General features: G+C 71.5%; 18 protein-coding genes. 10 read left to right on the top strand and 8 right to left on the bottom strand.

What is annotated here, in order from left to right; translation table 11 throughout:
- Positions 1-179 precede the first annotated feature (179 nt).
- The gene (locus tag D7147_RS06480; RefSeq protein WP_120674614.1) at positions 180-914 is read left to right on the top strand and encodes an SDR family oxidoreductase; all 735 of its coding nucleotides are present in this window, start codon (positions 180-182) and stop codon (positions 912-914) included.
- 90 nt (positions 915-1004) lie between these two features.
- Here the strand turns inward: D7147_RS06480 and D7147_RS06475 are convergent, their stop codons facing one another.
- Positions 1005-1892 (bottom strand): RNA polymerase sigma-70 factor, encoded by an 888-nt coding sequence (locus D7147_RS06475; protein WP_233562969.1) that lies wholly within the window; start codon positions 1890-1892, stop codon positions 1005-1007.
- Between the two features lie 388 nt (positions 1893-2280).
- On the opposite strand from D7147_RS06475, the gene D7147_RS06470 reads away from it, so the two are divergent.
- The 7 genes from D7147_RS06470 (at position 2281) to D7147_RS06445 (ending at position 8313) form a co-directional block, all read left to right on the top strand.
- Positions 2281-2895, top strand: coding sequence for a TMEM175 family protein (locus D7147_RS06470; RefSeq protein ID WP_120674610.1), 615 nt, complete (start codon positions 2281-2283; stop codon positions 2893-2895).
- A 182-nt stretch (positions 2896-3077) separates the two neighbouring features.
- Positions 3078-3206, top strand: coding sequence for a hypothetical protein (locus D7147_RS33350; protein WP_267900753.1), 129 nt, complete (start codon positions 3078-3080; stop codon positions 3204-3206).
- A gap of 6 nt (positions 3207-3212) precedes the next feature.
- Positions 3213-4160: an STM4015 family protein gene (locus D7147_RS06465; protein WP_120674608.1), complete on the top strand. Its 948-nt coding sequence runs from the start codon at positions 3213-3215 to the stop codon at positions 4158-4160.
- Between the two features lies 1 nt (position 4161).
- On the top strand, positions 4162-5265 hold the full coding sequence (locus D7147_RS06460; protein WP_120674606.1) for an STM4014 family protein: 1104 nt from the start codon (positions 4162-4164) through the stop codon (positions 5263-5265).
- Entirely contained in the window at positions 5253-6056 is an 804-nt protein-coding gene (locus D7147_RS06455) for an STM4013/SEN3800 family hydrolase (protein WP_120674604.1), read from the top strand. The genes D7147_RS06460 and D7147_RS06455 overlap by 13 nt, the downstream gene beginning before the upstream one ends.
- On the top strand, positions 6053-7378 hold the full coding sequence (locus tag D7147_RS06450) for an STM4012 family radical SAM protein (protein WP_233562968.1): 1326 nt from the start codon (positions 6053-6055) through the stop codon (positions 7376-7378). Before D7147_RS06455 ends, D7147_RS06450 begins: the two co-directional genes overlap by 4 nt.
- A complete protein-coding gene (locus D7147_RS06445) occupies positions 7375-8313 on the top strand; it encodes an STM4011 family radical SAM protein (RefSeq protein WP_120674600.1) in 939 nt (312 codons plus the stop codon). Before D7147_RS06450 ends, D7147_RS06445 begins: the two co-directional genes overlap by 4 nt.
- Here D7147_RS06445 and D7147_RS06440 read toward each other — a convergent pair.
- The 3 genes from D7147_RS06440 to D7147_RS32380 form a co-directional block, all read right to left on the bottom strand.
- A complete protein-coding gene (locus D7147_RS06440) occupies positions 8280-10301 on the bottom strand; it encodes an N-acetylmuramoyl-L-alanine amidase (protein WP_233562967.1) in 2022 nt (673 codons plus the stop codon). The two genes, D7147_RS06445 and D7147_RS06440, sit on opposite strands and share 34 nt — an antisense overlap.
- A 71-nt stretch (positions 10302-10372) precedes the next feature.
- Positions 10373-11818 carry an FG-GAP repeat domain-containing protein gene (locus tag D7147_RS06435; RefSeq protein ID WP_120674598.1) on the bottom strand — a complete coding sequence of 482 codons (1446 nt, stop codon included), beginning with the start codon at positions 11816-11818 and terminating at the stop codon, positions 10373-10375.
- Between the two features lie 64 nt (positions 11819-11882).
- Positions 11883-15176, bottom strand: a complete 3294-nt coding sequence (locus D7147_RS32380) for a DUF2961 domain-containing protein (protein ID WP_158609296.1) — start codon at positions 15174-15176, stop codon at positions 11883-11885.
- A gap of 399 nt (positions 15177-15575) precedes the next feature.
- On the opposite strand from D7147_RS32380, the gene D7147_RS06425 reads away from it, so the two are divergent.
- Complete coding sequence (locus tag D7147_RS06425) at positions 15576-17060, top strand: FG-GAP-like repeat-containing protein (protein WP_407663318.1); 1485 nt, start codon at positions 15576-15578, stop codon at positions 17058-17060.
- Between the two features lie 77 nt (positions 17061-17137).
- On the opposite strand, the gene D7147_RS06420 is transcribed toward D7147_RS06425, so the two are convergent.
- From D7147_RS06420 to D7147_RS06410, 3 genes are all read right to left on the bottom strand, one after another.
- Entirely contained in the window at positions 17138-17869 is a 732-nt protein-coding gene (locus D7147_RS06420) for a dienelactone hydrolase family protein (RefSeq protein ID WP_120674594.1), read from the bottom strand.
- Between the two features lie 227 nt (positions 17870-18096).
- Entirely contained in the window at positions 18097-20469 is a 2373-nt protein-coding gene (locus D7147_RS06415; protein ID WP_199734094.1) for a glycosyl hydrolase family 95 catalytic domain-containing protein, read from the bottom strand.
- A 242-nt stretch (positions 20470-20711) separates the two neighbouring features.
- Positions 20712-21629, bottom strand: coding sequence for an AraC family transcriptional regulator (locus tag D7147_RS06410; RefSeq protein ID WP_120674591.1), 918 nt, complete (start codon positions 21627-21629; stop codon positions 20712-20714).
- A 160-nt stretch (positions 21630-21789) separates the two neighbouring features.
- Here D7147_RS06410 and D7147_RS06405 point away from each other — a divergent pair, with 160 nt between their 5' ends.
- Complete coding sequence (locus D7147_RS06405) at positions 21790-22548, top strand: SDR family NAD(P)-dependent oxidoreductase (RefSeq protein ID WP_120674589.1); 759 nt, start codon at positions 21790-21792, stop codon at positions 22546-22548.
- Positions 22549-22812: 264 nt separating this feature from the next.
- Here the strand turns inward: D7147_RS06405 and D7147_RS06400 are convergent, their stop codons facing one another.
- Entirely contained in the window at positions 22813-23973 is a 1161-nt protein-coding gene (locus tag D7147_RS06400) for a DUF4185 domain-containing protein (protein WP_120674587.1), read from the bottom strand.
- Positions 23974-24064 lie beyond the last annotated feature (91 nt).

Here is a 24064-nt window from a genome sequence, read left to right as displayed (position 1 = left end):
GACATGGGTGGAATCTGGTACAGATGGGACGGGTCACGCCCGTGGTCGCCGCCAACCAAGACCGGACGGTCCCCCGGCCTGTGACAGCTCGAACCGAGGTCGGCTGTCACAACTCGCCCGGCTGCCCGGTCGTACGAGGTGGAGACGACTCCCATCCGGAACCAGGAGGATCAACGAACATGAAGATCGCTGTCATCGGAGGCACCGGACTCATCGGATCTCAGGTGGTGAAGATCCTGGCCGCGGGCGGGCACGAGGCAGTGCCGCACTCTCCGAGCACCGGCCTGGATCTGATCAGCGGAAAGGGGCTGCCCGAGGCGATGGCGGGAGCCGATGTCGTCGTCAACCTGACGAACTCGCCGACGTTCGACGAGGCGTCGCCCGCGTTCTTCCAGACGACGATGGACAATCTGCTCGGGGCGGCGAACGCGGCCGGCGTCGGCCACGCCGTGATCCTCTCGATCGTCGGCGCGGAGAAGGTGCCGGACCTGGTCTACTACCGGGCCAAGGTGCTGCAGGAAGAGATCCTCAAGGCCGGCCCCGTGCCGTACTCGATCGTCCGCGCCACCCAGTTCTTCGAGTTCGTCGACGCGGCGATGTCCTGGACCTCCGACGAGAAGACCGTGCGTCTGCCCGCCACGCTCGTGCAGCCGATGGCCTCGGCCGACGTGGCCCGGGCCGTGGCTGACGTCGCCGTCGGCGCCCCGCTGCGGGGCACCCGCAACGTCGGCGGCCCCGAGGTCTTCCCCCTCGACGAGCTGGGCCGGATCACCCTCGCCGCCCGCGGCGACCAGCGCGCCGTCGTCACCGACGACAGCGCCGGCCTCTTCGCCGCCGCCTCCGGCAACGCCCTCCTCGCCGAGGCCGACGCGGTGATCTTCAAGACCACCTACCGGGAATTCCTCGCGCGCTGACCCGTCGGGGCCCGCACGACCCGCGTGCGGGCCCCGCCCTCGGGTGGTCACCAGCCAGGACCGAACGGTCCGCCTCCGCTGTGAGGGCCCTCAGGTCACCGACGCCGCCGCAATCTTCTCCGGGTTGACCATCCACAGCAACTGATCGATGCCGTCACTCGAAGCGGTGACCGTGAGCAGCCCGTAGACGCTGCCGTTCTGCCGCAGCACGGCGGACGTCTGGCCGTTCGTCGTCGCCCACTCCACCTCGACGTCCGCCCAGAACCAGCTCAGCGCGGAGAGGTACTTCACCACGCGCTGCGCCCCCACCACCGGCCGGCGGGAGACGCGGATCCGGCCGTTGCCGTCGGCGATGTTTGTCGCGTCCGCCGCGAGGAGCCGCTCCAACGCGGCCAGGTCGCCGGAGCGGGCCGCCGCGATGAAGGTGGTCAGCAGCTCCCGCTGCGCGGCCGGGCTCACCGGCGTACGGCGCTCCTCGGCCATGTGCTTGCGCGCCCGGCTCACCAGCTGGCGCACCGCCGGTTCGGTCGACCCCAGGATGTCGGCGATCTGGGCGTACGGGTAGTCGAACGCCTCCCGCAGGACATAAGCGGCACGTTCGTTGGGGGTGAGCTTCTCCATCAGCAGCAGCGCCGCGAACTCCAGGGCCGCGCCGCGCTCCGCCCCCAGATACGGATCCGCGCTGGTGTCGACCGGTTCCGGCAGCCACGGTCCGATGTACGTCTCACGCCGCCTCCGCGCCGACTGGAGCGCGTTGATGGCCAGCCGGGTCGTGGTCGTCGCCAGGAACGCCGCCGGGTTCAACACGGCGCTGCGGTCGGTCGCCTGCCACCGCAGCCACACCTCCTGCACCAGGTCCTCGGCCTCGCTGGCGCTGCTCAGCATCCGGTACGCGATCCCGAACAACCGGGGCCGGACGTCGGTGAAGACCCGTGCGGCCTCCTCGAGATCGTCCGACCCGACCGGCTCGTGATCCACCCCGGAATCCGCCATCGCTCGCCCCCGTCCGATCCTGCCGTTGGGTTCCCCCGAGCCCATCGTGTGCCGGGTCCGCCGCGAACGCCAAGGCGCGGTGCGCAGCAGTGACGTTGACGACGAAACCGACGAGGGCGGAAGAACCTGATCGAGCGGCTGCCCACGGCCCGTCTTCAGCGGTCGAAACCCCGGCCCACGCGCTCATCGTCTCCCAATCCGAGACCGTGGGTACGTCGATCCCCGGCGTCCGACCCGTTCGCGGTCGGGGACACAGCGCAGCTCGCGGCACCTATATCGTGCGCCGGGGAGATTCGCGGCGTGCGCGGTCGACCGGGAAACGGCGCCACGGGACGTCCGAGGCGAACCGACCGTAGTTAGGGAAGGGTGCGCGGTGAGGACCAGCCGACTCGAGGCGTTCAGCGACGGCGTGCTCGCCATCATCATCACGATCATGGTGCTGGAGCTGCGGGTGCCGGAGGGCCACGATCTCTCCGACCTCTTCCACACCAGCGGCGTCGGCCTGCTCACGTACCTGCTCAGCTTCGTCTACGTGGGCATCTACTGGAACAACCACCACCACATGTTCCACCTCGTCGAGAAGGTCAGCGGCGACGTGCTCTGGGCGAACCTGGGACTGCTGTTCTGCCTGTCGCTGATCCCGTTCACCACCACCTGGGTGGACGAATCGAGGTTCGAGCAGACCCCGGTCGTCGTCTACGGTCTCAACCTGCTCAGCGCGGCCGTCGCCTACTACGTGCTCCAGCGGGTGATCATCCGCCAGCAGGGGCCGAACTCGCCGCTGCGCGACGCCCTCGGCCTCGACCTGAAGGGCAAGCTCTCTCCGGCGCTGCTCATCGCCGGTATCCTCAGCGCGCTGACGATCGACCGGGACGGGCGCGTAGGCGTGTGGATCGCCCTGGCCTGCTACGTCGCCATCGCGATCATGTGGATCGTCCCCGACCGCCGCATCGACCGGGCCATCCGGGAACACGGGGCCCCGGCGTGAGCTGCTCGTAGGAGCTGCTCCCCACGGGCGACCCGACCGGTCCGACCCGCCGGCGGCGTAGGAAACGTACCGCCGCCCCGCCGTCCACAGTGGCCTGTATGCGCGCCGCCACCGCGCACCGACGTGTCGGGGTGGCCTGTTACGGTTCCGCCGCCCTTGCCGCAGTGGGACCGGAGGTTGCCGTGATCCATCCAGACGTTCCGTCGTTCGCCGGGCTGCCGGTGCCGCCCGGTACGGCCCGCCGGGTCGAGGCCACGGAGCCCACGAGCTACGACGGCGGGCAGTGCCGCGACCACTCGGCCGGGGTGTGATCGACGATGGCTTTCGGATCCCACGCACGTTCCTTCGCCGGCCGACCGGTCGTCGAGGTCCCCGAGGACGGTCCGCTGCCGGAGGTGGACGGTCCGGTCTCGTGGCGCTTCTCCCGCTGGGACTTCGACGACGACGCCGAGGACGTCCTCTCCGAGGCGTTCCAGGTGGGGTTCGAGCAGTTCGTGGCGCAGACCGGCCCGACGGTGGAGTCGCTGGTCGTGGGGGCCTGGGGCTACGCCGCGTTCAACCCCGCCCCGATCGCGCAGCTCTGCGAGGCGGCGCCCCGCCTGCCGGCGCTGCGTGCCCTCTTCCTCGGCGACATGACCGGCGAGGAGTGTGAGGTCTCCTGGATGAAGGTCGGTGACGTCAGCCAGTTGCTGGCGGCGTTCCCGTCCCTGGAGGTGCTGCGGGTACGCGGCGGCGAGGATTTCCGCTTCTCCCCCGTCCGGCATCCGCGGCTGCGGGAGCTGGCGGTGGAGAGCGGCGGCCTGTCGCGCGAGTTCGTCGGCGCGGTGCTCGACTCCGACCTGCCCGCGCTGACCGACCTGGAGCTGTGGCTCGGCACCTCGGAATACGGCGGCGACGCGACGCCCGCGGACCTGGCGCCGCTGCTGGCCGGGGAGCTCTTCCCGCAGCTGACCCGGTTGGGGCTGCGCAACGCGGAGACCGCCGACGAGGTGGCGCGTGCGGTGGCCGCCGCACCGGTGGTCCGCCGGCTCGACCGGCTGGACCTGTCGCTGGGCACCCTCGGCGACGAGGGGGCCGCCGCGCTGCTGGCCGGGCAGCCGCTGACCCACCTGGCCCAGCTCGACCTGCACCACCACTTCATGTCCGAGGAGGTGGCGGCGTCGGTGGTCGCCGCGCTGCCCGGCGTCCAGGTGGACGTCTCCGAGCAGGAGAAGCCCGACGAGTACGACGGCGAGACCTACCGCTACACGGCGGTGTCGGAGTGACATGCGGCTGACCGTCGTCGGTAACCCCGCCAATCGCCGGGTGGAGATGTTCACGCGCGCCGTGCTCGCTGCGGGGCTGCCCCGACCCGAGGTGCTGCCCTGGGCCGACGTGCTGGCCGGGGCGGCGCCACCGCCCGCCGGTGCGCTGGTGCGGGTGGATTCGCCCGGCGAGGACCCACAGGTCGATCGGATGCTGCGCCGGGCGGCCACCACCGCCCGGCCCGGCGAGCTGGTCGGCCTCGCCGACGCGTACGCCGGTCTGGTCGACGGCCTGGCGCGGGTCGCCGCCGGCGGCGCCGACCTGCTCAACGGGCCGGAGGACGTCGCGGTGCTCTGCGACAAGCGGCGCTGCCACGCCGTGTTGACGGCCGCCGGGGTGCCGGTGCCACAGGCGCTGCCGCCGGTCGGCGGGTACGCCCAGCTGCGCGCGGCGATGGCGGCGGCCGGCTGGGCCCGGGTCTTCGTGAAGCCCGCGCACGGCTCCTCCGCCGCCGGGGTGATCGCGCTCGCGGTCGGACCCGGGCGGGTGCAGGCGGTCACCACCATCGAGCACACCCCGGACGCGCTCTTCAACTCGCTGCGGGTACGCCGTTACACCGACGAGCCGGAGATCGCCGCGATCGTCGACCGGCTCGCGCCGGACGGCCTGCACGTCGAGCGGTGGCTGCCGAAGGCCGGCCTCGGCGACCGGGTGGTCGACGTGCGGGTGCTGGTGGTCGCGGGACGGCCGACGCACGCGGTGGTCCGCGCCGCCCGCGGACCGATGACCAACCTGCACCTCGGCAACGCGCGCGGTGACCTCGCCGAGCTGCGGGCCGCGGCCGGGCCGCGGGGCTGGTCGGCGGCGATGGAGACCTGCGAACGGGTCGCCGCGTGCTTCCCGGGCTCGCTGCACGTCGGGATCGACCTGATGTTCCTGGCCGGCTGGCGTCGGCACGCCGTGGCCGAGGTCAACGCCTTCGGTGACCTGCTGCCCGGGGTGCTGGCCGACGGGCGCGACAGCTACGCCGAGCAGGTGCACGCGCTCACCAGCGGCCGGTGGCGGCGTTGGCGGGCGGCCGTCGAGGCGGATCCGGTTCGGGAGGTGCTCCCGTGCGGAGTCTGATCGGCGGCCACGACCTGCTCCTGGTCACCCTCGACACGCTGCGCTACGACGTGGCCGTCGCGGAGGCGGCGGCGGGGCGTACCCCGAACCTCGCCCGGGCCCTGCCGGGCGGGCGTTGGGAGCGACGCCACTCCCCCGCCAGCTTCACCTACGCCGCGCACCACGCCTTCTTCGCCGGTTTCCTGCCCACCCCGGCGGGTCCCGGCCGGCACGAACGGCTCTACGCGGCGGCCTTCCCGGGCAGCGAGACCTCCGGAGCGGAGACCTGGGTCTTCGACGAGCCGGACCTGCCGACCGCCCTCGCCGGCGTCGGCTACCACACGCTCTGCCTGGGCGGGGTCGGCTTCTTCAACCGGCACAGTCCGCTCGGCGCGGTGCTACCGGGACTCTTCGCCGAGGCGCACTGGGAGTCGGAGTTCGGGGTCACCTCCCCGACCTGCCTGGACGCGCAGCTCGACCGGCTGGCCGAGGTGCTGCCCCGGGTGCCGGCGACGCGGCCGCTCTTCACCTTCCTCAACGTCGCCGCGATGCACCAGCCCAACCGGCACCACCTGCCCGGCGCGGAGGTCGACAGCCTGGCCAGCCACACCGCCGCGCTCCGGTACGTGGACGGGCGGATCGATCGACTGTTCAACCTGGTCACCGGCCGGGGCCGGCCGGTCTTCACGATCATCTGCTCGGACCACGGCACCGCCTACGGAGAGGACGGGCACACCGGCCACCGGATCGGCCACGACGTGGTGTGGACCGTTCCGTACGCTCACTTCACCCTGCGACCGGGAGAATGGTGACCAGCAACGACCCGAGCCTCGACGGCTCGCCGTACCAGCAGTACCTCTACGCGTACCCGCACAAGACGTCGTACCGGCCGCTGCGGCCGCGCCCCCGGTTGGCGGACGTGTGGCGGGCCGAGGCACGGGAAGCCCTCTTCCTCTACCTGCACGTGCCGTTCTGCGAGATGCGATGCGGCTTCTGCAACCTCTTCACCCGGGCCAACGCCCCGCAGGAGCAGGTCACCGCCTACCTGCGGCAGCTGCGGCGACAGGCCGGGCGGGTCGCCGACGCGCTCGGCGACGACGCCGGGTACGCGCGGGCGGCGTTCGGTGGCGGCACCCCGACCTATCTCACCGCCGACGAGTTGACCGAGCTCTTCGACATCGCCACCGGCACGATCGGTGCCCGTCTGCCGGGCGTACCCCTGTCGGTGGAGACCTCACCGGCCACCGCGACCCCGGACCGGCTCGCGGTGCTCGCCGCGTACGGCACGACCCGGGTGAGCATCGGCGTGCAGAGCTTCCTCGACGTCGAGGCGCGCGCCGCCGGCCGGCCGCAGCGCCGCACCGAGGTGGAGGCCGCGCTCGGCGCGATCCGCGACGCCCGGATCCCGGTGCTCAACATCGACCTGATCTACGGCATCGACGGGCAGACCGCCGAGACCTGGCAGGAGAGCCTGGCGGCGGCGCTGGCCTGGCGGCCCGAGGAGCTCTACCTCTACCCGCTCTACGTCCGGCCGCTCACCGGGCTCGGCAGGCGGGCCCATGCCCGCGCCGACTGGGACGCCCAGCGGCTCGCCCTCTACCGGCAGGCCGTGGAGACGCTCGCCGCGGCCGGCTACCGACAGGAGTCGATGCGGCAGTTCCGCCGCGCGGACGTGCCGGCCCCGGACGGTCCGGACTACTGCTGCCAGGACGACGGCATGGTCGGGCTGGGGTGCGGCGCACGCTCCTACACCACGACCCTGCACTACTCCTTCGACTACGCGGTGAGCGTGACCGAGGTGCGGGCGGTGCTCGACGATTACCTCGCCCGGGACGCCGACGACTTCGGGTACGCCGAGTTCGGCTTCTACCTCGACGGCGCCGAGCAGCGCCGCCGGTGGCTGCTCAAGTCGCTGCTGCGCGCCGAAGGGGTCGACGCCGACGCCTACCGGGCCCGGTTCGGGCGTCCGCCGACCGACGACTTCCCCCAGCTCGGCCGGCTCGTCGAGCGGGGCTGGGCCACCGACGGCGGGCTGCGACTGACGCCCGCCGGGCTGGCCCACTCCGACGCGGTCGGCCCGTGGCTCACCTCCGCGCAGGTCCACCAGGCGATGACCGGGTACGTGCCGCGATGAACCTGGCGATCCTCTATCGCGGGCCGCTGGCGAGCTGCAACTACGACTGCCCGTACTGCCCGTTCGCCAAGCGGCGCGACCCGCCCGAGCTGCTCCGGGCGGACCGGACGGCGCTGACCCGGTTCACCGACTGGGTGGCCGCGACCACCGACGTCTCGCTCTCCGTGCTCTTCACCCCGTGGGGCGAGGGGCTGACCCGCAGCTGGTACCGGGAGGCGATGGTGTCGCTGTCCCAGCTGCCGCACGTGGAGCGGGTCGCCATCCAGACCAACCTGGCCGCCCGGGTCGACTGGCTGGCCGACGCCGACCCCGGCTCCGCCGCGCTCTGGGCCACCTACCATCCGGGGCAGGTCGAGCGGGAGCAGTTCCTGCGGCGCTGTGCCCGCCTGGCCGAGCTGGGCATCCGGTACTCCGTCGGGGTGGTCGGGCTTCCGGAGCACCTCGACGAGGCGCGGGCGCTGCGCGCGGCCCTGCCGGAGGAGGTCTACCTCTGGGTGAACGCCGCCGAGGGGCACCGCTATGACGCCGCCGAGGAGGCGACCTGGACCGAGCTGGACCCGCACTTCGGCTACAGCGTCCGGCCGCACCTCTCCCTCGGCGAGCCCTGCCACGCGGGGGAGACGGCCGTCTCCGTGCTGGGCGACGGGACGGTGCGCCGCTGCCACTTCATCCCCAGCCCCATCGGCAACCTCTACGACGGCTCGTGGCGGGCCGCTCTGAAGCCTCGGCCGTGCGGCAACGCGATCTGCGACTGCCACATCGGATACGTGCACCTCAAGCCCCTCGGCCTGCGGGACGTCTTCGCCGGCGGGGTGCTGGAGCGCATCCCCGCCGGCTGGCCGCGCCAGCACGACGGAGCGCCGGCCCTGGCCGGGCCGGCGCTTCCCCTTCGAACTGTCGGTCAGAGTGTGGTCTCGCCGGTCAGCCCGAAGTAGTCGTGCCATTTGGCGCCGCCAGCGAAGGCGGTGCCGGTGGAGAGTCCGACGAATACGTCGTTGGTGGCGCCCTTGGTGAAGACGACGATGTCGTCACGCCCGTCGCCGTTGACGTCGCCGAGGTAGGGGAACTCGCCGGCGAGGCAGAAGAAGTCGTTCCATTTGATGGTGGTGCCTACGAAGCTGGTGCCGGTGGAGGTTGCGGCGTAGACGTCGGCGTTGGCGTTGCAGGTGAAGGTGACGATGTCGTCCTTGCCGTCGCCGTTGATGTCTCCGACGCGGGGCAGCTCCGAGCCGACCGCGAAGAGGTCGTGCCAGGTTTGTGCCGCGCCGAAGGCGGTGCCGGTGGAGAGGGCCACGATGACGTCGGAGGCGGAGGCCGGTCCCTGGGTGAAGGTGATGAGGTCGTCCCGGCCGTCGCCGTCGACATCGCCCACCGCCGGATACTCCCCGGCGATCGAGAAGAACTCGTGCCACTTCTGCCCGGGGCCGAAGGAGCTGCCGGTGGAGAGCGCCACGTAGACGTCGCCCGCGGCGTCATGGGTGAAGGTGATGATGTCGTCCCGGCCGTCGCCGTTGACGTCCCCGACCGCCGGCACCTCGGCGCCGGGCGCGAAGAAGTCGTGCCACTTCGCACCGCCGGCGAATCCCGTGCCGGTGGAGAGCCCGACGTACACGTCGCCGAGTGAGCCGTGGGTGAACGCCACGATGTCGTCCCGGCCGTCGCCGTTGAAGTCTCCGGTCAGCGGCGTCTCGCCGGTGAGGCCGAAGAAGTCGTTCCACTTCACCGACGTGCCGGCGAAGCCGGTCCCCGTGGAGGTCGAGACGTAGACGTCGGCGAGCGCGCCGTGCGTGAACGCCACGACATCGTCCTTGCCGTCACCGGTGAAATCGGTCGGCGAACCGGCGAGGTACGCCGACCCGGTGCCCGTACCGCCCTGGTTGACCAGGGAGATGTAGTAGTTCCAGTTCCAGTTCGGCCCGGGGTCGGTGTGGGTGTTGCCGGGGATCTCGTTGTGCCCCTTGATGCCGGCCCGGCTCTTCGGGATGCCGTACTTGTCGCAGAGGTAGCGGGTCAGCGCCGCCGACGAGCGGTACATCGCGTCGGTGAACCACGCCGGGTTGTCCACGTACCCCTCGTGTTCGATGCCCACGCCGTACGCATTGCCGGAGCGGGCGTGGTAGGCGGTGTCGCCCTCGCGCACCATCTGGGTGATCTCACCGTTGCTCGACTTGACGACGTAGTGCGCGCTCACCCCCGCCGCCGGGTTCTGGAACCAGCTGATGGTGCCCGCGTACGAGCCCTGGGTGACGTGGATGATCACGGTGGTGATCCGGCTGGACCTGCCGGCCCCGTAGTTGGCGCCGTTGGCGGCGATCCAGCGCGCCGGAGCGTACTCGGGCACGGCGGCGGCCGCCAGCTTCGACGAGGGCGTGCCGGCCGGCGGAACCTGCGCGTAGCGGCCCCGCTCGGGCTCGACCCGGTGCGGACGCACCGGAGCGGCGCCGCGGATGCCCTGCTGCAACAGGTCGTAGACGTGGTCCGCGTAGAGCCGCGCGGTCGGGTCGTCGACCGCTCCGCCGTAGCCGGCCACGATCGGGTACCAGGCGGTGATCCGGTCACGGTCGTCGGCGGTCAGCCCCTGCGCGTCGGCCAGGTCCCGCAGCACGGCCGCGCCACCCCGGATGTTCGCCGAGGTGGTCGCCTTCAACCTGGCGACCGGTTCGCCGGTCAACGCGGCGGCCCACTCCAGGCTGTGCCGGGTCGGGTTGCTCACCAGGTGCATGACGCCGTAGCCGTTGGCCTGGCTGGGCTCGCCGTCGTGCCCGTCGAGCCGGGACTCGCCGTATCCGACGGCGACCAGCAGGTCCCGGGGCACGTCGAACTCGTTCGCCGCTCGCTCGAAGGCGGAGTCGATCGCGGTACGGGCCGGGCTGTCGGCCGCCGCGGGCACGGCCGGGCCGACGGTGGCGGCGGTGAGTGCCACCGCAACGAGGGTGACGGCGCCACGGCGCCGGCGGGGACGGGTTCCTGCCATGGGGGTCTCCAGTTCGGGTTTCACAGCGTCGCCTCCCCGTTGAGGCCGAAGAAGTCGTGCCACTTGGCGCCGCCGGCGAACGCGGTGCCGGTGGAGAGACCGACGTAGACGTCGTTGGTGGCGCCCTTGGTGAAGACGACGATGTCGTCACGCCCGTCGCCGTCGAAGTCGCCGAGGTAGGGGAACTCGCCCGTCAGGCAGAAGAAGTCGTTCCACTTGACGGTGGTGCCGGCGAAGGACGTACCGGTGGAGACGGCGGCGTAGACGTCGGCGTTGGCGTCGCAGGTGAAGGTGACGATGTCGTCCTTGCCGTCGCCGTTGACGTCACCGACGCGGGGCAGCTCCGAGCCGACGGCGAAGAGGTCGTGCCACTTCTGCGCCGCGCCGAAGGCGGTGCCGGTCGAGCGGGCCACGATCACGTCGGCGGCGGAGGCCGGACCCTGGGTGAAGGTGATGAGGTCGGCCTTGCCGTCGCCGTCGACGTCGCCCACCGCCGGGTACTCGCCGAACGGGCTGAAGAACTCGTGCCACTTCTGCCCGGGGCCGAACGACGTGCCCGTGGAGAGCGCCACGTAGACGTCGCCGGCCGGGTTGTGAGTGAAGGCGACGAGGTCGTCGCGGCCGTCACCGTCGACGTCGCCGACCGCGCCGATCTCCGCTCCCGGGGCGAACCAGTCGTGCCATTTCTGGCCGCCGCCGAAGGCGGAGCCGTTCGACAACGCCACGTAGACGTCGCCGGTGTTGCTGTGCGCGAAGGTGACGATGTCGTCGCGGCCGTCGCCGTTCACGTCGCCGCTCGACGCGGTCTCGCCGCCGATGGAGAAGAAGTCGTTCCACTTCGCCGAGGTGCCGGCGAAGGCGGAGCCGGTGGAGGTGGCGACGTAGACGTCGGCCAGCCCGTTCTGGGTGAAGGTGAGCACGTCGTCGCGGCCGTCGCCGGTGACGTCGGTCGGCGATCCGCCGGCGATGGCGTGGGTGCGGGCCGCCTCGGCGAGCAGCGTCCGCGCCTTCGCCGCGACCTGGTCGTAGCGGTCCGGGAATCCGGAGCGCTGTACGCACTGGGCGACCTGGCCCGCGGTGAAGCCGGGGTTGTTGCTGTCGCAGACGATGGCCCGGGTGACGTACTGGGTGGTGGCGTAGACCGGGTCCATGATCTGTTCGGGGGTGCCCCAGCCGTAGTCCCAGCGTTGCTGGAAGACCCCGAGGGAGCTCTTGTCACCGCAGGGCAGGTTGTTCATGTGGGACTCCACCCAACCGGCCTCGAAGGCGGAGAGCAGCACCTTGTCGTTGACGTTGTGGGCGCGGGCCACCCGGTAGACGATCAGGGTGATGGCCGGGTCATGGTTGGCGGGGATCGACGGGCAGGCCAGGGTGCCGATCGGGTCCGCCTGGGCGGGTACGCCGACGGCCACTGCCGCCAGGGCCGTGCAGAGCGCGAGCGGGATCGCCAGAAGCTTGCGTCTCACGATGGCTCCTCACCGGTGAGTGGTGCGTGGGTTCGGGGTCGCGTCGGGGTCGATTGGAGGTGTCTCACGGCACGCTCGGCCGGGGTAGGTGGTCGTTCGGGGCGAACTGGTCGTGCCACCGGTTGGCCGTCGGCCCGAACCGCCCGCCGTCGGAGGGGGCGACGTACACGTCGGCCGCCGTACCTCGGGTGAACGTCACGACGTCCGCCCGGCCGTCGCCGTCGAAGTCGCCCACTCCGGGCGTCTCGTCGCCGATGGCGAAGTTCTCGTGCCACTTCCAGGCGTTCTGCACGAAGCGGGTGCCGTCGGAGAGGGACACGAACACGTCGGCCGTACCGCCCCGGGTGAAGGTCACGATGTCGTCGCGACCGTCCCCGTCGACATCGCCCACCGCCGGCAGCTCGTCGCCGACGGCGAAGTTCTCGTGCCACTTCCACCCGTCCTCGACGAAGCGGGTGCCGTCGGAGAGGGACACGAACACGTCGGCCGTACCGCCCCGGGTGAAGGTCACGATGTCGTCGCGACCGTCCCCGTCGACGTCACCAACCGCCGGCAGCTCGGCACCGAGGGCGAAGCGGTCGTGCCACTTGACCCCCGGGCCGAAGCCGGAGCCGGTGGAGAGCGCGACGTAGACGTCGGCGTTCTCGCCCCGGGTGAAGGTGATGATGTCGGTCCGGCCGTCGCCGTTGACGTCGCCGACGGCCGGGAGTTCGGTGCCGACGGCGAAGAAGTCGTGCCACTTGACGCCCGCGGCGAAGCCGGAGCCGGTGGAGAGCCCGACGTAGACGTCCGCGTTCTCACCTCTGGTGAAGGTGATGATGTCGGCCCGGCCGTCGCCGTTGACGTCGCCGGTGAGTGGGATCTCCGCGCCGGCCGCGAAGAAGTCGTTCCACGACCGACCGTCCGGCACGAACCGGGTGCCGTCGGAGAGGGCGGTGAAGACGTCGGCGGCGCTGCCGCGGGTGAAGTCGATCGCGTCGTCGCGCCGGTCACCGTTGGCGTCGCTGACGTTGCGGGGCCGGGTGCCGGCCGACACCTCGGCCGAGGGCGGCCCGGTGTTCCCGGCGACGTCCACGGCGACGACCCGGTAGTAGCGGGTCTGGCCCGCCGGCAACGGTCCGTGCCGGAACGAGGTCGACCGGGTGGTGGCGACCAGGTTGCCGGGCGTGATCGCGACCCCCGGCGTCCGGGCCGAGTAGACCCGGTAGCCGGTCACCCCGACGTCGTCGGTCGACGGCGACCAGGAGAGCCCGAGGGCGTGCACCCGGCCGCCGCCCAGCGCCAGCCCGGTGACCGCCCCCGGCGCGGTGGTGTCGGTGAACGGTGCGACGACGCTGTCGACCAGGTAGCGGGCCGCGGTCCAGGCCGGCGCGCCCGAGGCGGGGGCGAGCGTCACGGTGACCGTCGACCTGCCGCTGGTCAGCGCCGCCGGGAGCACGAACTCGTCGGCCAGCCACCGCTGCCGGGCGTTGCCCAGGGGCTGCGACCACACGCCCGCCGTGGCGCCGTCCACCGACACGGCCACCTGCTGGTAGCCGCTGAGCTGGTCGGCGTGGCGGCGCAGCCGTACGCCCTGGTTGGCCGGGTCGAGCGCGATCCGGAACCGGACGGCGGCGGTCGCGGCGCGGACCTGGGCCGTCTCGGTGACGTTGTCGTCGTCGCCCTCGAAGCTCGAACTCAACGGGTACTGGGTCGCCGAGTCGGTGTACGTGTGGCTCGCCCGGCTGGCGGCGTCGCCGGTGGTTATCGCGTCGGTCCGCCGTGACGCGACGGTGGGCTGCGTGTAGAGGAACGCCGTCGAGGCGTAGTTCGCCGGCATGTCGTTGACCGGTCCGTGCTCGATGCCGAAGCGCAGACCCGTGCCGTACGCGACGGCGTCACCGATCATCAGGCGGTACGTGGCGTCGCACTCGTCGGCGCATCCAGCGGCGCGGAACAGGTGCGCCGGATTGCCGGTGAAGACGCCGCTGTACTCGCCCCGGTTGAAGTACCACCCGGACTCGTAGAAGTCCTCGGTGCCGGTGCCGTAGATCTGCGGGGTCGGCGAACCGTCGACGTGCACGCGCTCGTCGCCCTCGAGATAGTTGCGGGTGTTCCCGCCGATGATGTGCCCGCGCATGGTCTGCGAGACGCCGACGAAGCGGCCGCGGCCGGTCTGGTCGGCGACGATCCAGTCGGTCCCACCGACGGTCTCCGCCCGCCGGGACTGGGTACTGAAGTAGCCGGCTGGCCCGGTCGCGGCGAGCGCGTCGGTCCACTGCGTGCCGGGGGCGGAGGTGATCTCCGCGCGAACGCCGCTGACCGTCGTGCCGCTGGTGTTGGCGAGCGCGACTGTCGCCGTGGAGCGGAACGGCATCGGCCACCAGGCGCTGTACCAGCCGCCGGGCGCGTCGTCCATGCCGAACATCAACGAGCGGACCCGACGCTCGCCCAGGCCGCTGCCGAAGAACTCCCCGACCGGGCTGTCCACCGTGGTACGACCGTCGAAGGTGATCCGGAGCCGGAGACCGGAGAGCACCGGTTCGCCGGCCGCGCTGTCGGGCACCTGCAGCCGCAGCGCGGTGATCGCTCTCGGTCCGCTCAGCGTCGCGAGGGTGGCCGCCCCACCGGCGGGTACGGTGACCGTCGCGGCCGTGGTGCCGGCGCCGGGCTGCGGCGGTTTCGGGTCTCCGGTGCCGGCGGCGCGCAGCAGGTCGACGACGTCGGTGGCCCGGTCGGCGGGGTCGAATCGGGACACCCCTGTCGCGTCGTCGAACTCGCGGAACGTGACGTGGTGGAAGAGCGGGTTGCGCTGGGTGGTGATCCGCATGGAGTCCCGGTAGGGCATCGGCACCTTGACGGTGACTCCACCGGACGTCTGGTCGGCGTTGCTGACCAGCGGCGCGACGAACGGGCTGCCGAGACCGCCGTTGACGAGGTTCTGCAGCCCGGTGTCGACGACGACGACTCCGTCGAGCTCGATGCGGATCCAGCCGGTGGCGGTGACGTTGCCCTCGTCCCGGGTGAACCAGATCGACTGCACCTCCCCCGCGCCGCGATCCTCGGCGACCACGCAGCCGCCGGACTGGCGCAGGCAGGAGTACGTGCCGACGAACCCGTCGTCGTTGGAGCCGTCGCGGGCGAAGCTGGAGAACTGCCGGGTCCGGGTTCCGCCCGACAGCTCGGGCAGCCGGTCGAGGCGACGGTAGGCGTCCCACCCGACGGGGCCCTTGTCGGCGGCGGCCGCGACAGCTCGGCCGGCGTCGCTCGCACCGGTGGCGGCCGCGCTCGGCCCGGTGGCGGCCGCCGCCGTGGAGATGGTCGTGACCAGCGCCGCCGCGACGGCGGCGGCGAGCCAGCGGGGGGTTCGTAGCCTCATCGGTCTCCCTTCGCAGGTGCCGTCGGGATAGCGGGCAATCGATTTCCCGGGAGTTAACTGCGGCCAGCGACGATTGTCAATGGTTGCCGACTTGCTTTGCGGCGAAGAATGAAATTTTCAGTCCAGGCCATCAGGCATTGACAAGTGTCGAGCTGTGCGGCTTGACTTCTGCCAGCAGCCCGGGAGCCGGGCGCCGCGCTGGAGTCCACAGGGGACCGTCGTCGCGAGCGGCGTGCCAGCGCGTCGGGCCGGGCGACGCCGAGGTACGCGGTGTGCCGGTGCGCTGCCCTCCGGACGTGGCCGAACGGCGGTGGGGCCGCCTGTCGCACCGTCCCCCGACCATCTCCCGACAGGAGTCACGACATGTCCCGCCGCTACGGTGACACCGTGCGTCGCAGTCTGGTCGCACTGCTCCTCCTGGCCACGGCCGTGCTGACCGGCGCGGTGGCGAAGCCCGTGCCCGCGCTCGCCGCGCCGGTCTTCAAGGCGCCCTTCCCGTGTGGGCAGCGATGGACCTACAGCCACCACAGCGCCGAGGTACGGCAGGCGCTGGACTTCGTACGGGCGGACGGGGGGATCACCGGCGGCACCCCCCAGGTCGCCTCGGCCGCCGGGGTGGCCCGCCGCTACTCCCAGCCCGGCGGCGCCGGAAACTACGTCGTCATCGACCACGGCGGCGGCTGGACCACCTACTACTTCCACCTCAGCTCCTACTCGGTGCCCGACGGTGCCTACGTCCAGCAGGGCCAGCAGATCGGCGTCACGGGCAGCACCGGCAACTCGTCCGGCCCGCACGTGCACTACGAGCAACTCTTCAACGGGGTCGGTCAGCCGATCGTGATCAACGGGGTGTCGCTGGCCCCCTATCCGGGCCAGTACCAACAGCGGTTCCTGGTCAGCGACAACTGCGGCGGGTCGAGCACCGGCGGTCGATACCTGGCGGGCTCCCCCACGGACTTCACCGGCGACGGCCGCGACGACGTCGTGGCCTTCTCGAAGGGGGCGACGAACGACGTGTACGTCTCCTCCTCGACCGGCTCGTCCTTCGCCGGGACGTCGGTGAAGTGGAACGACTTCTTCGGCCTCGACGGCGAGACACTGCTCTCCGGCGACTTCGACGGCGATGGCCGGGACGACATCGTGGCCTTCACCCACGGCACGCTCGCCGACGTGTACGTCGCCCTGTCGACCGGCGCCGCGTTCGCCGGTGCCACGAAATGGCACGACTGGTTCGCGCCGAACGCCGAGGTCGCGGCGGTGGGCGACGTGGACGGCGACGGCCGCGACGACATCGTGGCCTTCACCCACGACGCCGCGGGCGACGTCTACGTGGCGCTCTCCACCGGGTCGTCCTTCGCCGGCACGGCCGTGAAGTGGCACGAGTACTTCTCCATCGCCGGCGAGTACCCGGCGCTCGGTGACGTCGACGGCGACGGCCGGGACGACCTCATCACCTTCACCCAGGGACCGGCCTCCGCCTCCGACGTCATCGTGGCCCTCTCCACCGGCACCGCCTTCGGCGCGGCACAAACCTGGCACGACCTCTTCGCCGTCGGCTCGGAGCTGCCCCGCGTCGGAGACATCAACGGCGACGGCAAGGACGACATCGTCACCTTCACCTGCAACGCCAACGCCGACGTCTACGCCGCAACCTCCACCGGCACCAGCTTCGCCGGCACCACCATCAAATGGAACGACTTCTTCTGCCTCGCCGGCGAGTTCCCCTACCTCGGCGACGTCAACGGCGACGGGCGTGACGACATCATCGTCTTCACCAAAGGCACCCTCAACGACGTCTACGTCGGACTCTCCACCGGCACCGCCTTCACCGGCGGCGCCAAATGGCACGACTTCTTCGGCCTCAACGGCGAGACCACCCTCTGAGCACGTTGATCGCGTTCCGCGTACGCGCCGATCGGGGAGGATCCCGATCGGCGCGTACCGAACGCCCGGCGGCGAGGTCAGCCGAGGTGCCGGGCGAAGAACCGGAGCGCGCTCTCCAGCTCGAAGGCCGGGATCTCCCCGTGCCTGCCCGGGTTGGCGTGCAGCGACTTCTCGGTCGAGGCCAGCGCCTCGAAGAGCGCCAGACTCTGGGCCCGTGGCACCCGCTCGTCGTCCCACTGGACCAGGAACTCCACCGGAACGGTGATCCGCCCGACGGCGTCGGCCGAGGCCAGCGCCCCGCCCAGCCCCAGCACTGCCGCGCGGACCCGGGGTTCGGCGGCGACGAACGGCACGCCGAGCCCGCAGCCCAACGAGACGCCCCAATAACCCACGGGACCCGGGCCGACGTGCCCGAGGGCCTGGACCGCGTCCAGCACCGCCCGCCACTCCGGAACGGTCTGGCGAGCCACGAGCGCCTGGAAGTCGGCGATCAGCGGTGCCAACTCCGCTCCGGCCGCCACCCGAGCCTGGTTCTCGGTCGCGATCCGGTCGTACTCCTCGTCCTTCGGCCGGTCGCCGTGACCGGGCACGTCGACCGCCGCGACCGCGAAGCCGGCCTCGGTCACGAAGCGGCGCGCGCGGGCAACCATGCCCGGGGCCTTCTTGTGCTGACCGCCGCCGTGCCCCATCAGGATCAGGGGGCGAGGACCGACGGCGCCTTCGCGCGTCCAGAGCACGCCAGGGATATCGCCAAGAGTGAAGAGCTGTTCGAGGATGCCGTCGAACGACGTCTCAGAGGTGAATTGCACAGCGTTTGAAGCCTTTCGGGATGCCTTCTGCGGGCACTCCCTAGGCCACGCGCGGGAGGGAGGCCCGACCTGTCACAGCGTTGATCGGTCTCACCTCCTCGGTTCGCAGCGGCGCACGGCGACGCCGAAGGTATCACGGCGAGCCGCCGCCGTTGCCCCGCCGGATCGACCGGCCAGGACCCGTCGGGGCTGGGTCCTGGCCGGTCGGGCCGGCTCCGCCAGGCGCGTCAGCGGCCGGGGGTCAGCGTGACGGACCTGCCCGGCTGCACGGTGATCCGGCTTCGCCAACCACCCGCACGCAGCTCTGTCTCGGTGCCGCCGACGCTGCGGATCGTCACACTGGTCACCTTGCCGGCACGCCAGGCCAGATCGACCTCGAAGCCGCCGCGCGCGCCGACGCCGGTCACCTCACCCCTGTCCGCCCAGGCATCGGGGAGCGCGGGCAGCAGCTCGATGACGCCGGGCCGGGAGTAGAGCAGCATCTCCAGCGCGGCGGTGGCGCCGCCCAGGTTGGCGTCGATCTGGAAGATCGTGTAGCTGCCCTGGCTGTACATGTCGAAGAGGTTGGCCGAGGTGCCGTTGCCGTTGTTCATCGACGGCCGCAGCACGGTCAGGTAGAGCTGATAGGCGTTCTCCGCGTGCTTGAGCCGGGACCAGCAGAGCGACCGCCATGCGCAGGCCCAGCCGTAGCTGTCCATGCCTCGTGCGGTGAGCAGGGCCCGCACCCCGTCGATCAGGGGCTTCGGGCTGGTGTCGGTGTTGATCCGGTCGCCCGGGTAGAAGCCGATCAGCGGGGAGAGGTGCCGGTGCGTGGTCTCACCGAGGTTCTCCGGGCTCATCCACTCCTCCAGCCAGCCGGTCTTCGGGCTGACCCGGGGCAGGTAGAGCCGGGCCTGGAGGTCGGTGACCTCGGCGGCGAACTCCGCGTCCCGGCCGAGCACCTCGGCGGCGATCCGGATCTGCTGGAACAGGTCCCAGGCGAGCTCCTGGGCGTAGGTGATGCCCTTCGCGTCCGGACCGTGCTCCGGCGACCAGGCGGTGTCGTCGATCAGCACCTCGCGGGTCGTGCCGTCCGGCTCGGTGACGGTGGTCGGGACGAGCCGGGCCTGCCAGAACTCGGCCGCGCCCCGGAGCACCGGATAGATCTTCGCCAGGTACGAACGGTCCAGGCTGTACTCGTAGTGGCGCCACAGCGAGTTGCAGAGCCACGCGTTGCCGGAGGGGTGCCAGGCCCAGCCGCTGCCGCCGTAGATGTTCGTGGAGAAGGCGACCGCCCACCCGGCCACCTTTCCGCTGGTGTTGCGGAAGCGGTTACGGGGGTCGTTGAAGAGCCGCCGGGTCACGTCGGTCCAGACCGGCAACTGGGACACGCAGTAGTCGGCCAGGGCCTGCGTGCACTCGCCGAGCCCGGCCGGGTCGGCCAGCCAGTAGTTCATCTGGATGTTGATGTCGGTGTGGTAGTCCCCGTACCAGTCCGGGTTGTTGTTGTGCACCCAGATGCCCTGCAGGTTCATCGGCAGCCGGTCACGTGACCCGGTGATGGTGAGGTACCGGCCGAACTGGACGTACATCGCCTCCAGCTCGGGGTCGGGGGTGCTCGGGTCGGTGTAGCGCACCGCGACCCGCGACCAGGTGTCGAGCGCCCGCTGCACCGGCGTCGACTCCCCCAGGCGCAGCCGCATCCGGTCGTAGAGCCGCCGGTAGTCGGCGACGTGCGTGCCGAGCAGCTCGGTCGCGCCGACACCCACGGCCGCAGCGACCTTCGCCCGGGCGAGCGCGAGCGGATCGGTTCCCGGGTCGCGGAAGTTCCGCGCGGCGTCCCGCGAGTAGTCGGTGCCGCCGCAGATCACCACGAGGACCTCTCTGCAGTCCTCGAAGGTGACCTTGGAGCCATCGACGCCGACCCGGCCGCCGACGCCGATCACGGTGAGCGCCGCGGCGTACCGCAGGCCGTTGGCCAGGGTGCCGGCGAAGCTCGCCCGGCCTCCGGAGGCGGTGGTGACCTCGCCGTGCGTGCCGACCAGGGATACGGCGCCGGTGTGGCTGCCGCCGCCGGAGCGGGTGAGCCGCAGGACGATCACGTCGTCGGGGTGGCTGGCGTACAGCTCGCGGCGGTAGGTCGTCCTCCCGATCCGGTAACGCGCCGACACGATTCCGTTGCTGAGGTCGAGCGCCCGGCGATAGTCCGCGTACGCGTCCGGGGTGTGACCGGTGAGCGCGATGCGCACCTGGGCGAGCAGGCCGAAGCTGCCGAAGCCGTTCGAGTCGTACGGGAGCTGGCCGTCGCTCTGCAGCGTGTCGTTACGCCCGCCGGTCCAGAACGAGCCGTCGGTGAGGTAGACGACGTCTTCGGCGGGGCCGCCACCGGCGAGCGCGCCGAGGCGCCCGTTCCCGATCGGCAGCCCCTCGCGGATGATCTGGTCCTCGCGGGCCGGGGTGCGGTACCAGAGCGTCGTCGCTTCGGCCTCCGGGACCAGCGCGGCCTCGGCGGGGCGGGCCGGCGCGGCGTGCGCGGCGAACGGCCGGGCGCCGACGAGCGCGAGACCGGCGCCGGCCGCGCCGGTGAGGCGGAGGAAGTTACGACGTGACGACTCGAGCACGGTGGTTTCCTTCCGACGTATACATCGGACCTCTGTCGCGCGAAATCCGGCAACTCCCGGCACGGCAGGCGGCTCATCTCGTGAGCGCTCCGATGTTTTCATAAAATATGAACGCCTGTCGTTGGGATGTCAACAGCCACCGATGTCCTGGGTGGCCGCGCTGCGGCGAGCACCGTCCTATCCGGTCACCCCACGTCTGCGGCCCGGCCGCGGGGTTCGACGACCGGGCAGCGCGCCGTTCGTCAGGGCAGCGCCGGCGCGGGGTTGCGGGTCACGGTGACCGCCGAGCCGCGTAGGCGGGAAGCGTCCTGACTGGGTGACGCGCCGAACTGCCGGCGGTACTCGCGGCTGAACTGCGACGGGCTGTCATAGCCGACCCGACGGCCCACGCCCGTGACGTCGTTGGGGTGGGTGGCGAGGAGCAGCCGGGCCTCCTGGAGCCGGATCTGCTTCTGGAACTGGATCGGGCTCATCGCGGTCACCGCCTGGAAGTTGCGGTAGAAGGCGGAGACGCTCATGCCGGACCTGCGGGCCACCTCCTCCACCCGGAAGGAGTGGGCGTAGTGGTCCCTGATCCAGTGCACCGCCCGGGAGACGTGCGCCAGGCTGCTGTCGGCGAGGCCGAGCTGGCGAACCGCCGCCCCCTGCTCACCGCTGACGAGCCGCCACAGGATCTCCCGCTTGATCAGCGGGGCGAGCACCGTGACGTCGCGGGGAGTGTCGAGCAGGCGCAGCAGACGGATCGCCGCGTCGAGCAGCTCGCCGGGGGCGTCGCTGACCGCGATGCCCAGCGGCGGGGTGCCGCCCACCGGCGGAAGATCGGTTGCGGCGGCCTGCAGCAACAGCTCGGCCACGGCGGCGGGTTGCAGCACCAGGCCCAGCCCCAGGGCCGGCAGTCGCGAGCTGGCCTCGGTGAAGTGACCGGTGACCGGCAGGTCGACCGAGGCGACGAGGTACTGACCGGCGCGGTACTCGTACACCCGGTCGCCCAGCGCCAGACGCTTCGCGCCCTGCGCGATGAGCGCGAAGACCGTGCCGGACATCGACGCCGACGGTGGGTCCACCCGCTCGACCTTCGAGATCAGCACACCGTCGATGGCGGTGGCGCCATCCGGGCGGGCATGGCGGGCCAGCAACGTCCGCAGCTCGTCGAGGGGCACAACCCGATTGAAGCACACCCACTGCTCTCCGGGCTTGGAGGATCGTGCAAGTCTCCAAGACCATCGTTCTACTACCTGCGCAGCTCAGGAGGTTGTATTGGGTCAACCCCAATTCCCCGGAGCGCTGCCGCGCTCCACGAACGGAGAGGTAGGGCGAACCATGCGGGTCGCCATCGTCACCGGCGCCAGCTCCGGCATCGGACAGAGCGCAGCCATCCAGATCGCCAAGCGCGGAGTGGGTGTGGTGCTCACCTACGGCAGGAACCAGGAGGGAGCGCGGGACACCGTCGCCGCCATCGAGAAGGAGGGCGGCAGCGCGGTCGCGTTGCCGCTGGACGTCGGCCGGAGCGAGACCTTCCCGGCCTTCCGCGACTCGATCGAGGCGGTTCTGCGTGACACCTGGCAGCGGGACACGTTCGACATCCTGGTGAACAACGCCGGCTTCGGCCAGATGGCGATGTTCGAGGAGACCACCGAAGAGCTCTTCGACCGGTTCATGCGGGTGCTGCTCAAAGGGCCGTACTTCCTCACCCAGACCCTGCTGCCGCTGCTGGCCGACGGCGGCGCGGTCGTCAACGTCACCAGCAACGCCGCGCTGCACTCCGGTCTGGAGCCGGGCTACTCGGCGTACGCCTCGATGAAGGGCGGCCTCACGGTGCTGACCCGGTACATGGCCAAGGAGTTCAGCCCGCGCGGCATCCGCGTCAACTCGATCGCCCCCGGCGCCACCCGTACCCGACTCGCCGACAACGCCTTCGAACGCTACCCCGAGGTGATCCCCGCCCTCGCGGCGAAGACCGCGTTCGGCCGCGTCGGCGAGCCGGACGACATCGGCATGGTGATCGCGACGCTCGTCTCCGACGAGGGGCGCTGGATCACGGCGCAGGACATCGAGGTCGCCGGCGGCTTCAACCTCTAGGGCGTGTGTCGAAGTCCTCGGTCCAGCCGAGGCGGAGTCCAGGCGGCGGTCCGGCAAGGCGGGGATTCGTTCGGATACCGGTGTCGTATCCGGACGAAGCGCCGACGCCGCCGGTCGTCGTCTGGGCCCGCCGCAGGCCGGCCAGGGACTTTGACACACGCCCTAGCTCGGGCGGGCGGCAGGCGTGCGGCCACGGGACGGACCCGTGACCGCACGCCTTACCTCGCCTGGATACGGGTCAGCGGAGCACGCCGCGGGTCGGGGCTACCGGCAGGGGCGGTGCCCGGGGGCGAACCGCAGGTCCAGGTAGCGCGCCCGGTTGTTGCTGATGTCCCCGTACAGGTCCGCGATGCTCGTGCTGTTCACGTTGTACGACACGACGAGGCTGTTCCTGGCGCTCATCGTCGGGTGCACGGCCACGTTGTAGGTGTAGATGTCACCGTCCGCGTCGGCGTCGAACTCCGGCTGCCCCTCGGGGGTGTCGTAGACCGGCACCCGCTCGGTGCCGGCGAAGCCGAACGGCGTCGACGCGGTGTGGACGTAGATCTCGGAGCCGAGGTAGCTGTCGGTGGTGACGAGCACGTACCGGCCCTGCACCTCGGCGACGCCGTAGGAGGAGCCGACCTCGTCCAGGATCGAGACGGAGTCGGCCTCGTTCGGGGACCAGCCGCTGCCCGTGTAGAACTCCCAGGCGCCGTCGAGGTGGCCGGCCCGGGCCCGCGCGACGTGGGCCTGCTTGCCCGGCCACTCGGCGCCGGTGCCGTAGATGTAGATGTACCCGCCCACCCGGAGCAGCTCCACGCCCCACTGGATGCCGTGCCCGTCATAGGTCGGAGTGACCTCACGCAGCCGCAGATCCGGCAACGACAGGGACGCGAGGTCGGTGCCGATCCATTCGAAGCCGAAGTGGCCTTCGCCCGCCGTCCGCTGCTGGAATTCGAAGACGTACAGCTTGCCGCCGTCGACGATGCCGTCGCCGTTCCAGTACCACGGCTCGTCGGTGCCGGCCGGACCGACGATCGGGAGCGGGTTCTCCGCGGTTCCGCGCAGGATGGTGCCGGTCGGCCGGTCGCTGCGGCCGTCCGCCGTCACGATCGTGTTGTGCACCGGCGCGTGCGGGGTGATGCTCCGGCCGGGACCGACCGGCCCGAGGAAGGTGTCGTTGAAGAGCCACGCGGTACGGCCGTCCGGTAGCGGCGTCGAGTAGGTGCCGTCACCACCGGCCCACTCCCCCGCGCCGGCGCCGTCGCCGAAGTGCGCCCACTTCTGCTGGAGGCCGACCGCCGGCCGGGCGGCCGTCACGACCGGGGCGCAGCCGCCGCCGGCCGCGACGTTCGCGCCCGCCCCGGTCGCCGGCCCGGCCGCGACCGTCGTCGAGCCGACGATCAGCGCGATGAGTCCTCCGTAGACACGGCTGCGGCGCATGTCCCCTCCTCCACGGGCCCGAACGACACTTTCAAGATCGTTCGAGATTTTCACATTCCGTACCCATGGGTCAAGATCGGACCGCCGCCGG

This window comes from Micromonospora musae, from assembly GCF_003626545.1.
Taxonomy (GTDB): Bacteria; Actinomycetota; Actinomycetes; order Mycobacteriales; family Micromonosporaceae; genus Micromonospora; species Micromonospora musae.
Note: the sequence above shows the minus strand (reverse complement) of the source record. Positions and strands in the feature narration are given on the sequence as shown.